Below are 20026 nucleotides of genomic sequence, written 5' to 3'. Positions count from 1 at the left end.
CTTTGATACCCTTTCTGGCGCTGGCGACCGTTCCTTTCGACCTTCAGCGCGAGAAAGACATTCATGTCTCACCATCCCCCCGTGCAGCCCCTGCCTCAAGAGCCCCTCGGACGCTTCCGCCATTACCGCGGCGGCGAGTACGAGGTGATCTGCTATGCACGGCACAGCGAGACGGAGGAAGAGCTGGTGGTGTACCGCCAGCTCCATCCCGACACCGGGTTCTGGGTGCGGCCGAAGATGATGTTCTTCGAGGACGTCGAGCACGAGGGGGTCCTGCAACCGCGCTTCCGCAAGATCGAGGGCTGAAGGTATGCCACGCAGAGGAGCACGCCCCCCTCGGCCTCAACCGGGGAAGGCCGCCGTGACCTCCCCATCTCCGGGTCACGAAGGCGCCCAGTTCCTGGAGGACGGTCAATGCCGCCGGGCCGGCATCAGTGTGCACGACCCGGGGCCGGCCATCCCCGCGGACGTGCTCCCGCACCTCTTCGACCCCTTCCGTCGTGGCCGTCACTCCGCCTCACCGTGCGGCTGCCGAGCCGGCCTCCCGCCTGAGCCATCCCTGGGTTCGTCTTAAAACAGAGGAAAAAAGAGTTGTCGGTAATTCTTGACCCGGGTCCGAACCCGCAGTTCCATGGCCGCTCCACCCGCGAACGGAGTTCGACTCATGGTTCTACGTGTGCTCGCGCTTGTGTCTGTCGTTTCCATCTTCGGAGTGGGCTGCGGCGGAGGCGAAGTGCCGGAAGGCTCCGCGGAAGTCTTGGAGCAGCCCGGCCAGGTCTCCGCCGAGCTCATCAAGTCCTGTGATGAGGTCATCGGCAAGATCTGCACTCCGGAATCGGTGATTGGATGTGCCATGCCCGACGGCGCGATCGCCGAGTGTCTGTGCCAGCAAAGGCCCGCCAACAAGTGGGTCTGCTGGGTCGAGTGATTCATCCCCGGTAGCCATGCCGCGGCCCTCGCCGGGATTGCTCCGGCGAGAGGCCGTGGCGGCGCTCCGTCAGTCCAGGGTGAAGGGCTGGACTTCGTCCGCCAGCACCCGGTTGCGAGCCAGCAGCCGCGAGAAGCGCTGCGTCCCGTTGCGTGCGTCGAACGCGGCTGACCTCCGCCAGGATGCGCTCCAGCAGGAACGCGGCCGAGGTGTAGAAGCCGAAGCGGTCTTGGTGGCGCTCTGCGGCTCGGATTCGTCGCTGCCGCCCGGACCCCATCACTCGCAAAGTTCGCTATGCGCGTAGACGAACATCGCCTCGCCTAAAAACTCTACGAGCCGGGTGGAAATCGTGGTGCGCCTGTGCCTTGTCTACATGGGCCCACTGGTCGGTGGCGGTCAGCGATGCTGCCTGCTCCCGAGCCTGAGCATCGCGACATTGCTGAAGGTATTCGGGAGTAGCGCTGAGCAGTAGAGTCATAGCCGCCCATCGTAGTCGGTTCCCTGGAACTGGCGACGGTGGAACTTGACGACGGGGGGCGCTGGAATACAGCCGCCGCGTGCAAGATCGCGTATAGGCGGGAGAGAAGTCATGTGGCGGGTGAGGGCTGGAGCGGAGGAGCCGAGCAGGGCCGCGGCCGGAGGCCGCCCGAGCCGTGCGCCAGGAAGCCGCTCGGCCCCTTGGGGTACACGCTCGCTGGGCTCCGGTAGCGCGGACGGGCACGGCCACGCGGGGCGTTGTCCGTCACCCGGCTCGCGATTCAGCTCAGGTAGGACTAGGGCACGTAGACGGTGTTGATGGCCGGAGCCGCCGGGTCGTAGAGCACGACGATGACGTCGCGGCTGGGGAGGAAGTCGAACTCGGACGCGTGGTCCAGGGAGAAGCGGCCCTCGTACCGCTCGCCGTGCACGATGAAGCTCCAGCGCAGTTCGGTGGGCGGCGGCCCCTTCTTCCGCACCGGCCTTCCGTCGCCGAAGTACGTCACCCGCGCGAGAATGGGGATGCCAACGCGGGCCGCGCGCGACTCACGGTGGTTCGTCCGCAAGACGAGCAGCAGGCCCACGCCGCCAGCGAGGGGGAACAGCAGGACGAGCCCCCCCCAGGCGCCCCATGGGAGTGAGGGTGGTTCCACGGATGCGGGCCTGGCCTCCGCGGCGCTCGAGGATCACGCGCTGGCCCGGTTGGAAGCTGCCGCCCGGCTCGCAGCTGCGGCCCACCAGCCCGCCGTCCTCCGAGTGGAAGCGCGCGCAGTACACGGGCGGACGGGGCTTGCGCTTGCGACTGCCCACCTCCACCGAGTCGACGACGCCGGGGACCTCGAAGGAGTGCTGGTCCAGCAGCAGGTCGCCCACCGCCCGAGGTGCCTGGAAGATGGCGCACAGGAGCAGGCCCACGAGCAGGAAGCCCAGGCTGGAGTAGAACGTGACGCGCTGGGGCCCCGCGAGGGCGAGCACCAGACGGCGGGCCTCCTTCGAGGGTTTGCGCGGCGCCCTGGGGACGCTCGCGAGCAGCGCGCGCGCCCGCTCGATGTCGCCAGACGGGACGTCCGCGAGGGCGTCGCGGTTGTGCTCAGGAGGCGAGTCGGCCATCGGTAACCCATCTCCATCATCGTCCAGCCCGTTCGAGCAGCGCGGCGGCACGGCGGGATCCGTCTCATCTGCATGCGTACAGGCTGGATAGAAGCCATGTCCAGTGCGAACGTCCTGCGCGTAGCAGCCCGGCCCAACGTGTTTTGACGCTGGCACTGATCATGCTATCCATTCGTCACGGCTTCGGCCGTCATCCCCCTGCCGTTCCGAGAAAGAAACCCCATGAACCGTCTCTTCGTTCGCAAGAACCGCGGCTTCACGCTCATCGAGCTCATGATCGTGGTGGCCATCATCGGCATCCTCGCCGCCATCGCCATCCCGAACTTCATCAAGTTCCAGGCCCGCTCCAAGCAGGGTGAGGCCAAGGCCAACCTGAAGGCCTGGTTCACCTCGCAGCGCGCCTACCTGCAGGAGAAGGACAAGTACTCGGAGAACGTGCAGACGGTGGGCTTCTCGCCCGAGCGTGGCAACCGCTACGCCTACTACTTCGGCACCGCCGGCAAGACCTGCATCGTGCGTGATGCGAAGGGCGTGACCGACACCGCGAACGCCAACTGCATCACCGTGGACAGCGCGAAGTTCCAGGGCTCGGCGACGCCCAAGGAAGCTCCCCCGACGAGCCCGTCGTACACGGGCGCGGGCGCGAACCCGGGCATGCCCGGCCTCGGTGGCTGCACCACGGGCATCGGCTGCAACATCTCCGGTCTGGCCGCCGGTAACGTCGACAACGACTCCACGGGTATCGACACCTGGTGGATCTCGACCAAGGACACCTCCTCCATCGGCTCGGCCTGCGGCAACAACGACGAGACGGTGGCCGTCGCCGGTGCGCCCTACCTCTCCTACAACGACGTCGACTGCAACACCTGATGCTCGTCCGAGCACGGGACTGACCCGGCTCGGCCAGTGCTGACAGTGCCAAGGACATCTGGACATGCTCCAGGTGTCCTTTCCATTTTGATGGCCCTCGCCATGAAGTCGCGCCCCTTCCTTCTCCCTGTCGTGACGAGCCTGTGCGCGCTGCTCGCGCTCTTGCTGCTGGTGGCCCCGCCGCGCAAGCCCCCGCGGGGTGCGCATCAGGAGGTGCTCCTGCCGCGGGAGGATGGCTTGGGGGAGCAGCTCGTCTGACACTCTTCGCGGACACTCTTCGCGCTTCGCGGGCCCGTGCATCCTCATGGAGAATCCGCCGGTATGTTTCCCCTCGGCGGCTCACTCCCGTGAACCAACTCCTGGCCATGCGCGCCTTCGTGCGCGTCGTCGAGACCGGCTCGTTCAGCCGCGCGGCCGACCAGCTGGCCCAGCCGCGCTCGACGATCAGCAAGCTGGTCACCGACCTCGAAAAGCATCTCGGCATCAAGCTGATGCATCGCACCACCCGTGCGCTCGCCGTCACCTCGGACGGACTGGAGTACTACCGCCGCGCCGAGCGCCTGATCGCCGAGCTCGACGCCATGGACCACGCGGTGCGCGGCAGGAAGCTCAAGCCCAGTGGCCACCTGCGCGTCGATGCGCCGGCCACCTTCGCCACCACGCTGCTGATCCCGGCCCTGGCTGACTTTCACCGCGAGTATCCCGACATCACGATCGCGCTGGGCATCAGCGACCGCACGGTCAACATCGTGGGCGAAGGGGTGGACTGCGTGCTGCGCGCCGGCAAGCTGGGCGATATGGCCATGGTCAGGCGCACGCTCACCGAGTTGCGGTACGTCACCTGCGCGTCGCCCGTCTATCTGCAACGCATGGGCACGCCGGCCACGCCTCGTGAGCTCGAACGCCACCACCTGCGGGCCGGTTACTTCTTCGCCGCCACCGGCAAGGCCGATCCGTTGATCTTCCAGAAAGGCGCCGAACGCCACGACATCGTCGCCGCCGAGTTCTCGACCAACGAAGGCAACGGCCTGCTCGCGCTGATGCTGGCGGGCCTGGGCATCGGCCAGCACCTGCGGCGCTGTGTCCAGCCCTATCTGGATTCGGGTGAACTGGTGCCGTTGCTGGAAGACTGGACGCGCCCGCCGCTGCCGCTCCATGTCATCTATCCGCCCAACCGGCATCAGCATGCCCGGTTGAAGGTCTTCGTCGATTGGGTCAGGCAGACCTTCGGCGACGCGGCGCCCGCGGTCGACCCGTAGCGCGGCGGCGCGGCGAGGATGGCGCCCGTGCCGCCCCTGCCCGAGGGCTGGCGCGACGGCACGGACAAGCTCGCGTCAGGGCACGATGGCCGTCACGCGGATCTCGACCCGCATCGTCGGATCGCCCAGCGCCGCGACGCCGAGCGAAGTCCAGATGGGCGCGTGATTGGGCATGTAGTGGCGAAACAGCCTGACCATGGTCTCGTTGACCTCGGGCGGAAAGCCGAGGTGATACGAGTTCACGTGCACCACGTGCTCCCAGCCCGCCCCCGCGGTCGCCAGCGTGCGACCCACGTTGCGAAACGCCTGGGCGATCTCTTCGGTGAGCGACTCGGGAAATTCCCAGTCGTCGTTCCAGCCGCCCTGACCCGAGGTCTCGACGCGATTGCCGATCTTCAGCGCCTGGGAGTAATGCATGCCCTCGAGCTGGCGGTCCCCATAGCCGGGGGTGACGAAAAATTCGGGCTTGTTCATGGTGCTCCTGCGTTCTGCATGAGAGGGGCCGATGATAAAGAACCACACACCCGGGAAACAGCCCGCATCCCTGCCATGACCCTCCATGCCCATGGACAATCCGCGCGGAGGGCATGAACTGACTCCTCCTCTCAGGTAGGCTTGCTCCGCCGGGAGCGGAAGCGCCGCTGCCCCGCCCCGTGCGGCGGCGGCCTACCTCGCCCGGGTGGTCCGGGAGGGCAAGCACAACGTCTACGTGTCGGCGGAAGGTTTCGGTGCCTTCATCCGAGGCGGTGGCAACGTGCCGCTGTACCGGGAGACGGTTGGCTTCGCGCGAGTCGACCGCGTGTTGCTGTACCCGTCCCTGGCTTCAGCAATCACACCACTGGCACCGCCGTGGGCTTCGTCACCAGCGAGGGCAAGGACAGGCTGGGCGCGGAATCGGCGCAGGAGGCCCGCTGGAAGCAGTCCTGGCTGTACAAGTGGCTCTCCGAACACGCGAATGGGCTTGCCCCAGTTACGTGGACATCACCACCTACGAGGGCTGAGCCGCCGGCCGGACACCTCTACCGAGCGGGGGCGGGGGGAGTCGATGCCTCCGCGGCGAGCCCGGCGTAGACGGCATCCCGGAGGTCGCGCTGGAACGCGCCCGACATGCCCTCGATGGCCGTGTTCGTCAGCGCCACCACGCTCAGGCGGCGCCTCGGATCGACGAACCATGTGTGCCCATACGCGCCGGCCCACCGCCAGGTGCCCGGGGACTGGGGCGTGGCCGCCTTCGTGGCATCCACGAGCACGGCGCCGCCGAAGCCAAAGGCCCATCCCGGCTCGTTGGGGAGTTCCAGCGTACCGGTCTGGGGCGCGAGCATCGCGGCGGCCGTCGCCGACGACTGGAACAAGGGCGCGCCTCCCGTGCGTACCGCCTCCAGGAACTTCAGCAACTCACCCGCGCTGCCCACCATGCCAGCGCCTCCAGAGGGGTACGCGCGCGAATCGAGTGCCCGGCCCTGAACGAAGCGGAAGGAAACGCCGCCCACGCTCATCTCGTGGTGGGCTCCCATGCGTACCGGCTCGGGCTTGCCGTCCGCATAGGGCGTGGCGAGCCGCTTGGGCACCTTCGCCACGAACCCGGTGTCACGTAGGCCCAGGGGCCGGGTGATGAGCCGCTCGACGACCTGGGGCAGGGGCGCGCCGCCCGCGCTCGCCACCACCGCGCCCAGCACGTCGATGGACAGCGAGTAGTGCCAGCGGGTTCCCGGCTCGAACCCCAGCGGCACCGAGGCGAGGCGGCGCAGGTTCTCCTCCAGGCTCAGCCCGGACTCATCCACCCCGTCCGACACCCCGGCGCGCGCATAGGGGCCCGCCGGCGGCTGGAAGAAGCCATAGTCGAGTCCCGCCGTGTGGGTGAGCAACTGCCGTACGGTGATGACGGGCTCGCGGCCATCCTCGAGCTTCGGCCGGAACGTGGGCAGCCACTTCGTCACCGGATCCTCGAGCCCGAGCTTGCCCTGGTCCACGAGCGCCATCGCCGCCGCGGACACCAGGGGCTTGCTCACCGACGCGAGCCGGAAGACGGCGTCCTCGCGCATGGGCACGTGCGCCTCGCGGTCGGCTTGCCCGGCGGCCCGGTGGTAGATCACCTGTCCATCCCGAGCCACCAAGACCACCGTGCCCACCAACCGCTTGTCGGCCAGCGCCCCATCGATGACCGCGTCCAGTCGCGTGGGGATGGCCGACCTGCTCGAGGACTCCTTCACCTGCTGCTTCGCCGGCTCCTTCGCCAGGGCCGCGCCCCCCAGCACCAGTCCCAGCATGACCGCGGTGAACCGGCTCCCCATTCGAGTGAGCATCACTGTCCTCCTTGTTTTACTCGTGACCGCCATGGAACGGGGGCGATCAAACAATCGTGCACACTTCCTCGAAAGCCAGGCGCGGTCCCCGCGGGTAGAGCTTCGAACTGTCACCGTACCCGAGCGTGCAGATGAAGTTCGATTTGAGGGCCGTGCCCGAGAAGAAGACCCTGTCCACTTCCGCATTGTCGAAGCCTGACATGGGGCAGGCGTCCAAGCCCAGCGCGCGGGCCGCGAAAATCAAGTAGGCGCCCTGGAGGGAGCTGTTGCGGAAGGCGGTGTCGTAGCTGAACTTGGGATCATTGGTGAAGAAATGCCTCGCATCATAGCTCGGAAAGAGCCGGGGCAGATCTTCGTAGAACTTCTCATTGTAGGCGATGATTGCCGTCACGGGGGCCGATTTCACCTGCTCGGGGTTGGACCCCATCAAGGCGGGATAGAGTCTGGCCTTCTCCGACTCACTCCGCACGAACACGATCCTCGCTGGCGCGGAGTTCACCGACGTGGGTCCCCATTTCATCAGCTCGTAGAGCTCCCGCAGGGTCTGCTCCGCGATGGGCTTGTCCTGCCAGAAATGGTGGGTGCGGGCTTCGGTAAAGAGTTGCTGGATGGATTCCTTCGCAATGGTCTTGGTCATCGGGGTCTCGCTCATTGGATACCCCCATTCTTGGCCCGACGGATTCCCTTGAGAAGGGCGAAGAATCTCAATATATTTTCCGGATAGGCGAAAAATGAATCCGGATTTGAATGCAGCGCTGATCTTCGTGAACGTGGTGAGGGCGGGAAGCTTCAGCAAGGCCGCTCGGAGCCTCGGTCTCTCCGTCTCCACCGTGAGTGACCGGGTGGTTGGCCTGGAAAGGACCCTGGGGGTGAGTCTCCTGACCCGAACCACCCGGAAGTTGAAACTGACGGACAAGGGCGCCGCCTTCTTCAAGGAATCCGAAGTCGCGATCCAGACCCTGCTGGGTGCCTTCGAGGGAGCCACGGTGACCCGGCGGCAGCCCACCGGTACCTTGAGGATCAGCGCGCCCGCGGATTTTCCGTCCTCGGAGGTCTCCGCCGCCGTGAGCGAGTTTCGGAACAAGTATCCTCAGGTCAAGGTGGAGACCCATCTAAGCAATCGCTACGTGGACCTCATCACCGAGGGATTCGATATCGCCATCCGGGGAGGGCACCTGGAAGATTCCAGCCTGCGCTCCAAGCGCCTCGGGGTGGGAAACTCGGTCGTGGTGGCGAGCTCCCGCTATCTCCAGGGCGCCTCGGCCATTCAGCACCCGCGAGACCTCGTGGCGCATCCGTGCATCGGCTTCGTGCTCAATAAGGGCAACAAGGGCGACATGCCGTGGCACCTTCGCTCGGCGGGCGGAGAGGCCGTCCGGTTGAAGCCGGATTTCGTGGTCTCGTCCACGTCCTTCTCCTGGATCCTGAGCCTCGTGAGGCACGGGGCGGGGTTGGCCTTGGTGCCCCAACCCCTGCGCAAGGAAGACTTCACCACGAAGAGGCTCGTCCGGGTACTTCCGGATTGGGCCACGGAGTATGCGCCGGTGCACCTTGTCTATCCTCCTCAGCGCCTTTCTTCGCCCAAGGTGAGGGAAATGATTCCCATCCTGGAGCGGCACCTGCGTGGGCTGACTGCGTAGAAACAGGTCGGCGAAGCGGGCGCCGTGCAGAGCCGGTGTTCCCACGGCAAGCACTGGCGTGTGCATCACCCTCGCGACGGGCACCCCGGGCAGGGCGCCTCCGGCAGCGCGCCCCGCCGTGGAGTCCGGGGGCGCCGGGGCGGAGCACGAGGCTCACGCGCTCGCCGTGCAGCTCCATCAGATCCGCCGGCTCGTCCGGCTTCCCGGCGGCCAGGCGATGGTGCACCGGGAGGGCGAGCAGCGACGTCGAGGTGCGCGCTCCATGTCGAGGGTCAGGGGCACATCGATGGCGCGGGTGATGGCGCTGGCGGTCCGCAGCAGGCGCTCACCCCTCGGGCCGGGGACGCGGCGGGGGGGGGAAAGTGAGGGGCGCTGTTCAGAGGAGAACCGCCCATCTCGCTACCCACCTCGCCACCCGCCCATGCGCCCCCATTTTTCCCTAGGCCTCTTCCCGAGGCATTTGGTCTAATGTTCGAATAAACTCCTTCTCGCCCTTTTTCACGTGCCGCCTTCCGGACATGCAGAAGCCCTGACGGGCAATCAGAGCCTCATCAAGCGAATCAACAGTGCAGCGATACTCCGGTTGGTGAGGCAGGAGGCGGGCCTGTCGCGGGCGGACCTCGCCAAGCGCAGTGGGCTGACGAAGTCCACCGTCAGCCTGCTGGTACAGGACTTGATCGACGAGGGCTGGTTGTGCGAGTCCGAGGCGCCCGCATCCAGCGCCGTGGGCCGGCGCCCAACGCCCCTGCGGCTCGACCCCTCTCGCCTGGCGCTCATAGGTGCCGAGATCGGCGTGGACTACCTGAACGTGGTCGCGTGCAACCTCCAGGGGGAACTGCTCGGCTCTCGTCAGCAACCGTATTCGCCCTCGGACCTGGGCTCCACGCTCACGGCGCTTGCCGGGCTCATCGCTCAACAGGACGCTTCGCTGTGCGCCCAGGGCTGGCGCGTCCTGGGGATCAGCGTCGGAGTTCCAGGAACCGTAGATGTGCACGGTCATCGGGTGGGCGTGGTGCCAAACCTCGGCTGGCACCACCAGGACATCGAGCAGCCGCTGTGTGAGGCGTTGAAGAGAGTCGGCGTACGCCAATCGCCGGTGAAGGTGCTGAACGAAGCCAACGCCGCGGCGTTGTCCGAGTACGTCTTTGGAACTGGCGCCCAGACGAACTCACTCGTCTACCTGAGCATGGGCATTGGCGTAGGCGGGGGGATCGTTCTCGGCGATCGGCTCCACCTCGGTCATGACGGCACGGCAGGGGAAGTCGGCCATACGGTGCTGCAACTCGACGGACCGCCGTGCCGGTGCGGTAGCCGTGGCTGCTCCGAAACCTTCATCTCACAGCGGGCAGTCAGTCTTGATATTACGGGCACCCCAGACCCCGTGCTGCCAATCGACGAACTGGCGCGTCGGGTGGCCGGGGGCGATGCGACGGCAGTGGCGGCCGCGCGTCGTGCAGGGCGCTATCTGGGCATGTTGATGCAGAACATCTGCAACATGCTCGACCCGGCAGTCCTCGTGCTTGGCGGCCCCATGGTACAGCTCGGCCCGGTCTTTCTCGATGCGGCCCGCGAGTGCTTCGCGGGGCTGCAGGCGCGGTACGCCTTCCACACCACCGAAGTACGGCATTGCCGCTTCGGCATCAATGCTTGCGCTGTGGGCGCCGCGGGTGCAGTGCTGCATGAAGCCCTGATGGCCTGACGTCATCCCCCCGCGGGTCGTCTGGGCCTCGGTTGAGCGCCGATGTGCTTTCACCATCGGCAGTGCACAAAAAAAATACAACCGCAGTCAAAATCGTCCAGTCGAGCACCACCTCTGCTTCGGCGCGCTGCGTCAGCATCATCGGCACTCCTGAGGCGAACAGTTGTGAGACGTTCCCCGCATTGGAGAGCAGCCAGCCCATCTGTTTGATGGTGTACTCCAGCTCCCATCCGGGCCCGTGCGCGCTCACGGCCGATGGTTGCCACGGCCACGCGGGCAATGAATGACGCGCTATGTCGAATTCGCTAGCGACAGCACTCATGATGCGATGAGGGGGCCCTCTGCTGATTCCCATTACTCTCCTGATTGACGGGCCTGGCGTTCGGCTCTATGGTTTGTTCATCGAACAAACCAATTCGGCGATATCAACGCGAAGGCGCCAGGGGGCGCGCCAGAGGAGACGCACATGAGACTGAACCGCGGGGCCACCCTGTTGTGGCTCGCCGTCATGGCAGCCGTGCCGAGAGTCGCAAACGCAGAGAGCCTGGTGGTAGGCGTCTCCTGGTCCAACTTCCAGGAAGAGCGCTGGAAGCGCGACGAGGCCGCGCTCAAGGCGGCCTTGCAGAAGCTTGGTGCGAAGTACATCAGCGCCGACGCGCAGGGTTCCAACGAAAAGCAGCTGTCGGACGTGGAGGGCCTGATTTCGCGCGGCGCCAACGCGCTGATCGTGCTTGCTTATGACTCCGACGCCATTCTGCCCGCTGTGCAGAGGGCTCGTCAGGAGAACATTCCGGTGGTGGCGTACGACCGCCTCATCCAGGACCCAGGGGTGCTGTATGTCACGTTCGACAACGTCGAAGTGGGCCGCATCCAGGCCCGCGAGGTGCTGAAGGTCAAGCCACAGGGGAACTACGCATTCATCAAGGGCTCGCCGACCGATCCCAACTCGGACTTCCTGCATCGCGGCCAGCTCGAGGTCCTGCAAAGCGCCATCCAGGCCGGAAAAATCAAGGTGGTGGGCGAGCAGTACACCGAAGGTTGGTCGCCGGAAGTCGCTCAGCGCAACATGGAGCAGATCCTCACGCGCAATTCCAACAAGGTCGACGCGGTGGTGGCCTCGAATGACGGTGCTGCTGGAGGCGCGGTCGCGGCCCTGAAGGCGCAGAGCTTGACCGGAGTCCCGGTGTCCGGCCAGGACGCCGACATCGCAGCGCTGAACCGGATTGCCCGCGGCGAGCAGACGGTCACCGTGTTCAAGGACACCCGCGTGCTGGGCGAGGCGGCGGCCAATTTCGCGGTCGCGATGACCAAGGGCACGAAGCCGTCGACACTTCAGGGCGCGACCATCTGGAACGGCGGTACCAAGAAGTTGCCCATTCCAGCGGTCTTCCTGAAGCCGGTACCTATCACAGCGGACAACCTCGACCACGTCCTCAACTCGGGTTGGGCCACCAGACAGCAGGTGTGCGCGGGCGCGAGCGGCGCGAAGGCGCCGAAAGCCTGCAGGTAAGAAACCGCTCGGCCTCGCGGCGGCGACGAGCGCCGCGAGGCCGTCTCTCCCAGAACACGCCCTCGCGATGCAAATCCTTCTCCGCAAGACGGGCTTTGACCCGCGCTTCAGTTCAATGGTCCTGGTGCTGCTCATGGTCTGGGCCGCCCTGGCGGCTCTGACCGAAGGCACCTTCCTCACGCCGCGCAATCTCTACAACCTGTCAATTCAAACATGCGTGACCGGCATCATGGCCTGTGGCATGGTGTTCCTGATCGTAGCCCGGCAGATCGACCTGTCCGTGGGTTCGCTGCTCGCCTTTACCGGCATGCTGATCGCTTACAGCCAGGTGCAGTGGTTTCCTCCGGAAGCCAACTGGGGCTGGCTGCTGAGCATCGCGCTCGGCGTGGCGGCGGGCGTCGCCGTCGGGGCCTTTCAGGGGTGGTGGGTCGCCTATCGACAGGTGCCTGCCTTCGTCGTCACGTTGGCCGGCTACCTGATGTATCGCGGTGCGGCCTTCCTCGTCGCTGACGGGCAGACCATCGCGCCGCTGCATACCAACTATCAGGTCCTCGGTGGCGGCTTGTCCGGTTCGATCGGCGTGAGTTGGAGTTCGGCACTGGGCGTGCTCACCTGCATCGCCGTTGTCTGGCATCGCTGGCACGTGCGTCGCACGAGCGCCCTCTACGGCGCCGAACAGCCCCCGCTGTGGGCCGACGTGCTGCGGGTGGTGTTGCAATGCGGCGCGATTGGAGCGTTCGTCGCGGTGATGAACAGCGATGTCGGCTTCGATGCACAGCAGAACCGGGTAGGAAAAGGGATCGCGGTGCCGGTCCTCATCTTCATCACCGTCGTGTTCGTGATGAGCTTCATCGCTGAGCGCACCCGTTTCGGACGCTACCTGTTTGCACTGGGCGGCAATCCGGAAGCCGCGTTGCTCTCGGGTATACCGACGTTCCGCGTGATGCTCTACCTCTTCATGCTCATGGGCGCGCTCGCCGCACTGGCGGCGATGATCACGACGGCGCGCCTGAATTCGGGGGCGAATTCGATGGGGCAGATGGCGGAGCTGTACGTGATTGCCGCGGCGGTGATCGGCGGCACCTCGCTCGCGGGCGGCGTGGGCTCGATCGCGGGTTGCGTGGTGGGGGCGCTGCTGATCCAGAGCCTGGACAACGGCATGGTGCTCATGGATGTCTCCAGCGCGAAGCGGCAGATCTTCATCGGCCTGGTGCTCATTGCCGCGGTGTGGTTCGACGTGGTCTACAACCGACGGAGCACTCGATGATTGGCCATGATGGTCGCCGGCCCCTGGTCGAAGTTCGCCAGGTCACGAAGCATTTCGGCGGCGTCATGGCCGTCGATGGAGTGAATTGCGACCTCCACGCGGGAGAGGTGGTGGGCCTGCTCGGCCACAACGGGGCCGGCAAGTCGACGCTCATCAAGATGCTGTCCGGCGTGTACCCCCCGGACAGTGGCGAAATCCTCGTCAATGGCCGGCCGATGCGTTTCGGGAGTCCGCGAGAGGCGCGTGCCGCGGGCATCGAAACCATCCACCAGACCCTGGCGCTCGCCGACAACCTCGATGCCGCGGCCAACCTCTTCCTCGGCCGCGAGCTGATGACACCGTGGAGGACCCTGAACACGCCCCGGATGCAGCACGAGGCGCGACAAATCATTCAGCGGCTGAATCCCCATTTCACCGAACTGCGCAAGCCGGTGCGCGCGATGTCCGGTGGGCAGCGGCAAACGGTGGCGATCGCGCGAGCGCTCTACTTCAATGCGCGGATCCTGATCATGGACGAACCGTGCGCGGCCCTCGGCCCGGCGGAGACACGCATGGTGATGGATACGATTCGTCGCCTGAAAGCCGATGGTATCGGCATCTTCCTCATCAGCCACGACATGCCGGACGTCTTCGAGGTTTGCGACCGCGTGACCGTGATGAAGAACGGCAAGGTGGTGAGCACCGAGCGTGTGGCGGACCTGACGCAAGACGACGTTCTGAGCATGATCATTCTCGGTCGCCCGCCGCAGCGGCAGCACGCCACCGCGCTCCCCCAGGTGACGCCCACTTCCTCCGCGGCCTCCATTGGGCCCGCATAGGCCGACCGTGCTCGTTGACCGGGCAGAGGGCAAAGCATGTTCATCGGCATAGACCTCGGTACCTCTGAAGTGAAGGTGCTGCTGCTGGACCGTGACCAACGGATCGTGGCCACCGCTCGCGAGCCTCTCGCTGTCTCGCGACCGCATCCGCTGTGGTCGGAGCAGGCCCCCCAGCAATGGTGGGACGCGACGTGCCGCGCCCTGGATGGGCTGGCCGCGGCCCAACCGGCGGCCCTGCGCGCTGTCGAAGCCATTGGGCTGTCGGGCCAGATGCACGGCGCAGTGGTGGTTGATGCGCACGACCGGGTGCTGAGGCCGGCCATCCTGTGGAACGACGGACGCAGCGGCGCCGAATGCGAGGAGCTGATGCGCAGAGCGCCGCGCCTCACCGAGCTCGCGGGCAACCTGGCAATGCCAGGGTTCACGGCGCCGAAGTTGCTGTGGCTGAGGCGCCATGAACCCGAGGCATTCGCTCAAATCGCCACCGTCTTGCTGCCAAAGGACTGGCTGCGCCTACAACTGACAGGCGAAAAGGTGAGCGAGATGTCGGACGCCGCGGGGACACTGTGGCTCGACGTTGCCCGTCGCGACTGGTCCGATGAGCTCCTCGCGGCCTGCGACCTGCACCGGCATCAGATGCCCAGGCTGGTCGAGGGGAGCGAGCCGAGCGGGCGGATCCTTCCGCAATGGTCCCGTCGTTGGGGCATCCCGCGGACCGCGGTGGTGGCGGGAGGCGCCGGAGACAACGCGGCGAGCGCGGTGGGCATTGGCTCGGTGGAGCCGGGCCAGGGCTTCTTGTCGCTCGGCACTTCGGGCGTGCTCTTCGTCTGCAATGACCGATTCCGGCCCAACCCGCGGTCGGCCGTCCACGCATTCTGCCATGCGCTCCCGCGGCGCTGGCACCAGATGAGCGTGATGTTGTCGGCCGCCAGTTGCCTCACCTGGGCGGCGAGGCTCACCGGACACGCCGACGTGTCGGCATTCCTCGCACACATCGATTCACTCACCCCCGACGCGATGCACCATGCGCCGCTCTTCCTTCCGTACCTGTCCGGCGAGCGCACGCCTCACAACGACCCGAATGCCAGTGGCGTGCTGTTTGGCCTGTTGAACGAACACGCAGCGGCGTCGGTGGCGTATGCGGTGATGGAGGGCGTGAGCTTTGGCCTGCGCGATGGCCTGCTCGCCCTGCGGCAGGGTGGCACCGCGGTGGAGCGCTTGTCCTTGGTGGGCGGCGGTGCACGCAGCGAACGCTGGGCGCAACTGCTGGCAGACGTGCTCGACCTCGAGCTTGTGACCCATGAAGGCAGCGAGGCAGGTGCGGCCCTCGGTGCAGCCCGTCTGGCCTGGCTCTCCGTGGGTGGCGACGAGGCAGCGGTGTGCCGCCCTCCCCCCGTGGCGCAACGCTGGCGGCCTCGCGCGCCCGAGCATCGGCAGTACCTGATGCAACGCCACGAGCGCTTCCGCGCGCTGTACCCCGCGCTCAAGCGCCTGAACCCCCGATGATTTCATCCCGCTGAAAGCAGGAGGCCTACTGATGAGCAGCAGCTATTTCGCCGAGATCAAGCCAATCCGTTATGAGGGGCCCGAAAGCAACAACCCGCTGGCCTTCCGCTGGTACGACAAGGACCGCATCGTGCTTGGCAAGCGCATGGAAGAGCATTTGCGGTTCGCCGTGTGTTACTGGCACAGCTTCGTGTGGACAGGGCTGGACCCTTTTGGGGGCGAAACCTTCTTGCGGCCCTGGTTCACCGGCGGCAGCCCCATGGAGCTCGCGGTGCGCAAGGCCGAGGCCGCGTTCGACTTTCTCAGTCGGCTCGGCGTCCCGTACTACTGCTTCCATGACCGCGATGTCGCGCCAGAGGGCGCCACGCCGCGTGAAAGCCTGTCCAACTTCCGTCACATGGTGGAACACCTCGCCGCACACCAGCAACGCACCGGTGTCAAGTTGCTGTGGGGCACGGCGAACCTCTTCAGCCATCGTCGCTACATGGCGGGGGCCGCCACCAATCCCGACCCGGAGGTGTTCGCCATGGCCGCCACGCAGGTCAAGGCGGCGATCGATGCAACCCTGCAACTGGGCGGCGAGAACTACGTCCTGTGGGGTGGGCGCGAGGGCTACGAAACGCTGCTCAACACGGATCTGCGGCAGGAGCTCGACCAGCTCGGGCGTTTCTTGAGCCTGGTCGTGGACTACAAGCACCGTATCGGCTTCACGGGCACCATCCTTCTCGAACCCAAGCCGCGCGAGCCCACCAAGCACCAGTACGACTTCGATGTGGCAACGGTCTACGGCTTTCTGAAGCGCTACGGACTGGAGAAGGAGGTGAAGGTCAACATCGAGGCCAACCATGCGACCTTGTCCGGCCACAGCTTCGAGCACGAGCTCGCTCTGGCCCAGGCGCTCGGCATCTTCGGCAGTCTGGACATGAACCGGGGGGATCCCCAGCTGGGCTGGGACACCGACCAGTTCCCGAACAACCTGCCCGAAACCGCCATCGCGCTCTACTCGGTGCTGCAGGGTGGCGGCTTCACGACCGGCGGGTTGAACTTCGACGCCAAGGTACGGCGCCAGTCGATCGATCCGACCGACCTGTTCCACGGCCACGTCGGAGCAATGGACCTCTGCGCCCGGGCACTCCTGGTCGCAGCGCGCATGATCGAGGATGACCGGCTCGCCAAGGCCGTTCGTGAGCGCTACGCCGGCTGGCGGACATCTTTCGGGCGAGACGCGCTCGAGGGTCGCCTCTCACTGGAAGCGCTCTCCGAGCGCGTGTTGAGCCGTAATGAAGACGTGACTCCGGTTTCCGGACGGCAGGAGGCGCTGGAAAACCTGGTCAACCGTTACATCTGATTGCACCGAGCCGACTGAACCTCATCAGTCACAGAGGAGAGAGACGACATGCTGACCAAACTGCGTGCCGCTGCGGCGACAGGGCTGCTGAGCGCCGCCGCGGGCGGTTGTGCCACGGCCCAACGGGCGACGCCCGCTGATCCCCAATTCCTGAATCAACCACTGATTTCGAGCATCTACACCGCCGATCCCTCGGCCCACGCCTTCAACGGCCGCCTCTATCTCTACCCGTCCCATGACATCGAGGCGGGCGTGCCCGAGGATGACCTCGGCAGCCATTTCGCCATGCGCGACTACCATGTCTTCTCGATGGAGCGCGTCGGGGCGGAAGTCACCGACCATGGCGTGGTGTTGCGGCTCGAGGACATCCCCTGGGCCGGCCGCCAGCTCTGGGCTCCCGATGCCGCATACAAGGACGGCAAGTACTTCCTGTACTTCCCGGCCAAGGACAAACAGGACATCTTCCGCATCGGCGTAGCGGTCTCTGACCGGGCAGAGGGGCCGTTCAAGGCCGAGCCGGAGCCGCTCAAGGGCAGCTTCAGCATCGACCCGGCGGTGTTCACCGATACCGACGGGCAGTCCTACATGATTTTCGGCGGCATCTGGGGCGGCCAACTGCAGCGTTGGGCGAGCGGAACCTACGAGCAGAACGGCTCGGTGACCGACCTGAAGCAGCCGGACAAGCCCGCGCTGATGCCCAAGATCGCGCGCATGAACGCCGACATGCTGACGTTCGCCGAGGCTCCACGTGATCTCTCCATCGTCGACGAAGCCGGCAAGCCACTGCTCGGCGGCGATTCCGACCGGCGCTTTTTCGAGGGCTCCTGGATGCACAAGCACCAGGGCCGCTACTACCTGAGCTACTCCACGGGCGACACCCACCGGCTGGTGTATGCGGTCGCCGACAACCCGTACGGACCCTTCACCTATCAGGGTGTGCTCCTGGAGCCGGTGCAGGGCTGGACCAACCACCACTCGATTGTCGAGCACGATGGCAAGTGGTGGCTGTTCTACCACGACACCCAGCTCTCGGGTAAGACGCACCTGCGGAACGTCAAGGTGAACGAGCTGAACTACAATCCTGACGGTTCGATTCGAACGATCAAGCCGATGCGCTGACGGCGAGGGAACGGGGAGCCACCTGGCTCCCCGTTCTGCTTTCAGAATCAACAGGCTTGACCACACGGGGAAGCGCATGTAATTAATTGATGGCGCCCTCAAGGGTCACGAACCGACGGCGCCGAGAACAATCAACAACAGACATTCTGGGGAGACCGAAATGACGCTCACGCGACTGAAGAGGCTTGTGTTGTCATATGCTCTGCCTGTTGTATTCGCCCTGGCTTCTGCTGGAAGCGCGCAGGCACAGAGCGTGTGCAACAATCAAACGGGCACCCACAACGGGTACTTCTATACGATGTGGAAGGACTCCGGGTCGGGCTGCCTGAACCTGGGCAGCGATGGCAACTACAGCATCACCTGGAGCCTCGGCTCGAGCGGCAACATGGTGGCTGGGAAGGGCTGGGCCACGGGCTCGACCAACCGGGTGGTCGGCTACAACGCCGGAGTCTTCAACGCCGGCTCGAACGGCTATCTGACGCTCTATGGCTGGTCGACGAACCCGCTGATCGAGTACTACGTCGTCGATAACTGGGGCAGCTTCACTCCGCCCGGCAGCGGCGCCACGTTCCTGGGCACCGTCAACACCGACGGCGGCACCTACAACATCTTCCGGACCCAGCGGGTCAACGCCCCCTCCATCGAGGGCACCCGCACCTTCTACCAGTACTGGAGCGTGCGGACCTCCAAGCGCCCCACTGGCACCAACAACACCATCACCTTCGCCAATCACGTCAACGCCTGGCGCAACCTGGGCATGAACCTCGGGACCATGAACTATCAGGTCCTGGCGACCGAGGGCTTCGGCAGCAACGGCAGCTCCAACGTCACGGTCTGGCAGCAGTAGAGCCGGGACGTATAGCGGTGATGAAGCGGCTGGCCGGCCATGTGCGTGGAGGCCCACCGAGCCCTCACTTCGGCGGCGCGGACGTGACCGCCGAAGTGGGGGGAGGCGATGGAGAACATCGGCATCGACGTGCACGAGCGGGACAGCCAGGTCCACACCTCGAGCTCCAGAAGAGTGATGGGGGGAGAGGAGTCTAGGCCGCGGCGGAAATGCTCTCGACGTCCACGTTCCCCTAGCCCCGCGCGCTCGACGCGTTGAGGGTCTGGTCTCCAACGAGGGGGATGACCAGCCGGAGGGGATGTCCTGGGCCCCCGCGGCCGTGGCGAGCACGGGGACGTTCATGGGCGAGACCGCCTCCAACACGCGCCGGAACAAGCCATTGTCCGCATGGGTCGTCGTCGTGCTGACGATCACGGTCCCGGGCTCGACGTGCGGCGCTTCCTTGCGGCTCGTGGAGCTGTTGGCGGTCGTCGGCCCGACGAAGAGCTGGTTGTCGCGCAGCGCAATGCCCCCGGCGAGTCTCCGGTGGCCCATGATGATGTGGAGCTTGGGCGAGGCCGCGGCCTGGACGAGGTGCGCCGAGCGGCCACGATAGGGGGACAGACCGAGCTGGGCCCTCGCCTCGTTCAACGGCATCAGCTGGCCCATCAGCAGGTGCGTCAGCACGGGGAACCGGAAGAAGGGCTTCAGCGCTCATGCGGCCATGTGGGCCTTCAAAGTTCGCTATGCGCGTAGACGAACATCGCCTCGCCTAAAAACTCTACGAGCCGGGGGTGGTAGGCATCGTGGAACGCCTTCATGTCAGCGTTCTCCGCATAGAAGAGCGCAGTGCCGACGTAGGCCTGCCGTGACGCGGGATAGAAACGGGATGCGATCGCGTAGTGCCGCGCCATCAGTTGCTGGACCGCGGGTGAAGACGGCTCGCTGTAGCCAATGAGCGGCGCCAGTTCACCGTAGAGACGCTGGAAATCGTGGTGCGCCTGTGCCTTGTCTACATGGGCCCACTGGTTGGTGGCGATCAGCGATGCTGCCTGCTCCCGAGCCTGTGCATCGCGGCATTGCTGAAGGTATTCGGGAGTAGCGCTGAGCAGTAGAGTCATAGCCGCCCATCGTAGTCGGTTCCCTGGAACTGGCGACGGTGGAACTTGACGACGGGGGACGCTGGGGGGCAGTTGCTCGCCGCGCCTCGGAACTGACGGAAGGAAATCACACCACGAGGCTGATGCGCCTGGGGGCCGCCCGAGCCGTGCGCCAGGAAGCCACTCGGCCCCTTGGGGTACACGCCGACCCTGGCCGCGCTCCCAAGAGGTGCGCGGCAGGGGCCG

At 65.8% G+C, this 20026-nt stretch carries 21 protein-coding genes; 15 read left to right on the top strand and 6 right to left on the bottom strand.

Annotation, left to right across the window (positions count from 1 at the left end):
• Positions 1-63 precede the first annotated feature (63 nt).
• Together D187_RS23185 and D187_RS23180 are read left to right on the top strand one after the other, a co-directional pair.
• Positions 64-306, top strand: a complete 243-nt coding sequence (locus tag D187_RS23185) for a DUF1653 domain-containing protein (RefSeq protein WP_020918218.1) — start codon at positions 64-66, stop codon at positions 304-306.
• Positions 307-733: 427 nt separating this feature from the next.
• The gene (locus D187_RS23180; RefSeq protein WP_002628046.1) at positions 734-928 is read left to right on the top strand and encodes a hypothetical protein; all 195 of its coding nucleotides are present in this window, start codon (positions 734-736) and stop codon (positions 926-928) included.
• Between the two features lie 773 nt (positions 929-1701).
• On the opposite strand, the gene D187_RS23175 is transcribed toward D187_RS23180, so the two are convergent.
• Together D187_RS23175 and D187_RS23170 are read right to left on the bottom strand one after the other, a co-directional pair.
• Positions 1702-1971, bottom strand: a complete 270-nt coding sequence (locus D187_RS23175; RefSeq protein WP_155893528.1) for a hypothetical protein — start codon at positions 1969-1971, stop codon at positions 1702-1704.
• Positions 1952-2515 (bottom strand): hypothetical protein, encoded by a 564-nt coding sequence (locus tag D187_RS23170; RefSeq protein ID WP_002628044.1) that lies wholly within the window; start codon positions 2513-2515, stop codon positions 1952-1954. The genes D187_RS23175 and D187_RS23170 overlap by 20 nt, the downstream gene beginning before the upstream one ends.
• Before the next feature lie 222 nt (positions 2516-2737).
• On the opposite strand from D187_RS23170, the gene D187_RS23165 reads away from it, so the two are divergent.
• The 3 genes from D187_RS23165 (at position 2738) to D187_RS23160 (ending at position 4644) form a co-directional block, all read left to right on the top strand.
• Complete coding sequence (locus D187_RS23165) at positions 2738-3385, top strand: prepilin-type N-terminal cleavage/methylation domain-containing protein (RefSeq protein WP_020918216.1); 648 nt, start codon at positions 2738-2740, stop codon at positions 3383-3385.
• A 102-nt stretch (positions 3386-3487) separates the two neighbouring features.
• Entirely contained in the window at positions 3488-3643 is a 156-nt protein-coding gene (locus D187_RS55400; protein WP_162159674.1) for a hypothetical protein, read from the top strand.
• A gap of 89 nt (positions 3644-3732) precedes the next feature.
• Entirely contained in the window at positions 3733-4644 is a 912-nt protein-coding gene (locus tag D187_RS23160; protein WP_002629898.1) for a LysR family transcriptional regulator, read from the top strand.
• Between the two features lie 75 nt (positions 4645-4719).
• On the opposite strand, the gene D187_RS23155 is transcribed toward D187_RS23160, so the two are convergent.
• The 3 genes from D187_RS23155 to D187_RS23145 form a co-directional block, all read right to left on the bottom strand.
• Positions 4720-5118 carry a RidA family protein gene (locus D187_RS23155; protein WP_002629899.1) on the bottom strand — a complete coding sequence of 133 codons (399 nt, stop codon included), beginning with the start codon at positions 5116-5118 and terminating at the stop codon, positions 4720-4722.
• Between the two features lie 545 nt (positions 5119-5663).
• The gene (locus D187_RS23150) at positions 5664-6947 is read right to left on the bottom strand and encodes a serine hydrolase domain-containing protein (protein WP_002629900.1); all 1284 of its coding nucleotides are present in this window, start codon (positions 6945-6947) and stop codon (positions 5664-5666) included.
• Positions 6948-6993: 46 nt separating this feature from the next.
• Positions 6994-7584, bottom strand: coding sequence for a malonic semialdehyde reductase (locus tag D187_RS23145; protein ID WP_002629901.1), 591 nt, complete (start codon positions 7582-7584; stop codon positions 6994-6996).
• A gap of 94 nt (positions 7585-7678) precedes the next feature.
• On the opposite strand from D187_RS23145, the gene D187_RS23140 reads away from it, so the two are divergent.
• The 10 genes from D187_RS23140 (at position 7679) to D187_RS23095 (ending at position 19296) form a co-directional block, all read left to right on the top strand.
• Positions 7679-8587 carry a LysR family transcriptional regulator gene (locus tag D187_RS23140; RefSeq protein ID WP_002629902.1) on the top strand — a complete coding sequence of 303 codons (909 nt, stop codon included), beginning with the start codon at positions 7679-7681 and terminating at the stop codon, positions 8585-8587.
• A 502-nt stretch (positions 8588-9089) separates the two neighbouring features.
• Positions 9090-10286, top strand: coding sequence for an ROK family transcriptional regulator (locus D187_RS23135; protein ID WP_076606207.1), 1197 nt, complete (start codon positions 9090-9092; stop codon positions 10284-10286).
• 466 nt (positions 10287-10752) lie between these two features.
• Positions 10753-11796, top strand: coding sequence for a D-xylose ABC transporter substrate-binding protein (xylF, locus tag D187_RS23130; protein WP_002629904.1), 1044 nt, complete (start codon positions 10753-10755; stop codon positions 11794-11796).
• A gap of 67 nt (positions 11797-11863) precedes the next feature.
• Positions 11864-13063 carry a sugar ABC transporter permease gene (locus D187_RS23125; protein ID WP_002629905.1) on the top strand — a complete coding sequence of 400 codons (1200 nt, stop codon included), beginning with the start codon at positions 11864-11866 and terminating at the stop codon, positions 13061-13063.
• Positions 13060-13881: an ATP-binding cassette domain-containing protein gene (locus tag D187_RS23120; protein WP_002629906.1), complete on the top strand. Its 822-nt coding sequence runs from the start codon at positions 13060-13062 to the stop codon at positions 13879-13881. Before D187_RS23125 ends, D187_RS23120 begins: the two co-directional genes overlap by 4 nt.
• Positions 13882-13917: 36 nt before the next feature.
• Positions 13918-15387, top strand: coding sequence for a xylulokinase (gene xylB, locus D187_RS23115; RefSeq protein ID WP_002629907.1), 1470 nt, complete (start codon positions 13918-13920; stop codon positions 15385-15387).
• A gap of 31 nt (positions 15388-15418) precedes the next feature.
• Positions 15419-16735 (top strand): xylose isomerase, encoded by a 1317-nt coding sequence (gene xylA / locus D187_RS23110; RefSeq protein WP_002629908.1) that lies wholly within the window; start codon positions 15419-15421, stop codon positions 16733-16735.
• Between the two features lie 48 nt (positions 16736-16783).
• Entirely contained in the window at positions 16784-17854 is a 1071-nt protein-coding gene (locus D187_RS23105; RefSeq protein WP_002629909.1) for a glycoside hydrolase family 43 protein, read from the top strand.
• 253 nt (positions 17855-18107) lie between these two features.
• A complete protein-coding gene (locus tag D187_RS23100) occupies positions 18108-18701 on the top strand; it encodes a glycoside hydrolase family 11 protein (protein WP_002629910.1) in 594 nt (197 codons plus the stop codon).
• A 298-nt stretch (positions 18702-18999) separates the two neighbouring features.
• A complete protein-coding gene (locus D187_RS23095; RefSeq protein WP_043431255.1) occupies positions 19000-19296 on the top strand; it encodes a hypothetical protein in 297 nt (98 codons plus the stop codon).
• Between the two features lie 118 nt (positions 19297-19414).
• Here the strand turns inward: D187_RS23095 and D187_RS23090 are convergent, their stop codons facing one another.
• Complete coding sequence (locus D187_RS23090; RefSeq protein ID WP_002625693.1) at positions 19415-19801, bottom strand: TipAS antibiotic-recognition domain-containing protein; 387 nt, start codon at positions 19799-19801, stop codon at positions 19415-19417.
• Positions 19802-20026: the final 225 nt, after the last annotated feature.

The sequence above is a fragment of the Cystobacter fuscus DSM 2262 genome, assembly GCF_000335475.2.
GTDB lineage: Bacteria > Myxococcota > Myxococcia > Myxococcales > Myxococcaceae > Cystobacter > Cystobacter fuscus.
This window is presented reverse-complemented; position numbering and strand designations above follow the sequence as displayed.

Excerpts from the sequence above, each read along its gene's own strand:
- D187_RS23185 (WP_020918218.1), top strand. The coding sequence starts at position 64 with ATGTCTCACCATCCCCCCGTGCAGCCCCTGCCTCAAGAGCCCCTCGGA.
- D187_RS23170 (WP_002628044.1), bottom strand. The coding sequence starts at position 2,515 with ATGGCCGACTCGCCTCCTGAGCACAACCGCGACGCCCTCGCGGACGTC.
- D187_RS23165 (WP_020918216.1), top strand. The coding sequence starts at position 2,738 with ATGAACCGTCTCTTCGTTCGCAAGAACCGCGGCTTCACGCTCATCGAG.
- D187_RS55400 (WP_162159674.1), top strand. The coding sequence starts at position 3,488 with ATGAAGTCGCGCCCCTTCCTTCTCCCTGTCGTGACGAGCCTGTGCGCG.
- D187_RS23155 (WP_002629899.1), bottom strand. The coding sequence starts at position 5,118 with ATGAACAAGCCCGAATTTTTCGTCACCCCCGGCTATGGGGACCGCCAG.
- D187_RS23150 (WP_002629900.1), bottom strand. The coding sequence starts at position 6,947 with ATGCTCACTCGAATGGGGAGCCGGTTCACCGCGGTCATGCTGGGACTG.
- D187_RS23145 (WP_002629901.1), bottom strand. The coding sequence starts at position 7,584 with ATGACCAAGACCATTGCGAAGGAATCCATCCAGCAACTCTTTACCGAA.
- D187_RS23140 (WP_002629902.1), top strand. The coding sequence starts at position 7,679 with ATGAATCCGGATTTGAATGCAGCGCTGATCTTCGTGAACGTGGTGAGG.
- xylF (WP_002629904.1), top strand. The coding sequence starts at position 10,753 with ATGAGACTGAACCGCGGGGCCACCCTGTTGTGGCTCGCCGTCATGGCA.
- D187_RS23125 (WP_002629905.1), top strand. The coding sequence starts at position 11,864 with ATGCAAATCCTTCTCCGCAAGACGGGCTTTGACCCGCGCTTCAGTTCA.
- D187_RS23120 (WP_002629906.1), top strand. The coding sequence starts at position 13,060 with ATGATTGGCCATGATGGTCGCCGGCCCCTGGTCGAAGTTCGCCAGGTC.
- xylB (WP_002629907.1), top strand. The coding sequence starts at position 13,918 with ATGTTCATCGGCATAGACCTCGGTACCTCTGAAGTGAAGGTGCTGCTG.
- xylA (WP_002629908.1), top strand. The coding sequence starts at position 15,419 with ATGAGCAGCAGCTATTTCGCCGAGATCAAGCCAATCCGTTATGAGGGG.
- D187_RS23105 (WP_002629909.1), top strand. The coding sequence starts at position 16,784 with ATGCTGACCAAACTGCGTGCCGCTGCGGCGACAGGGCTGCTGAGCGCC.
- D187_RS23095 (WP_043431255.1), top strand. The coding sequence starts at position 19,000 with ATGTCCTGGGCCCCCGCGGCCGTGGCGAGCACGGGGACGTTCATGGGC.
- D187_RS23090 (WP_002625693.1), bottom strand. The coding sequence starts at position 19,801 with ATGACTCTACTGCTCAGCGCTACTCCCGAATACCTTCAGCAATGCCGC.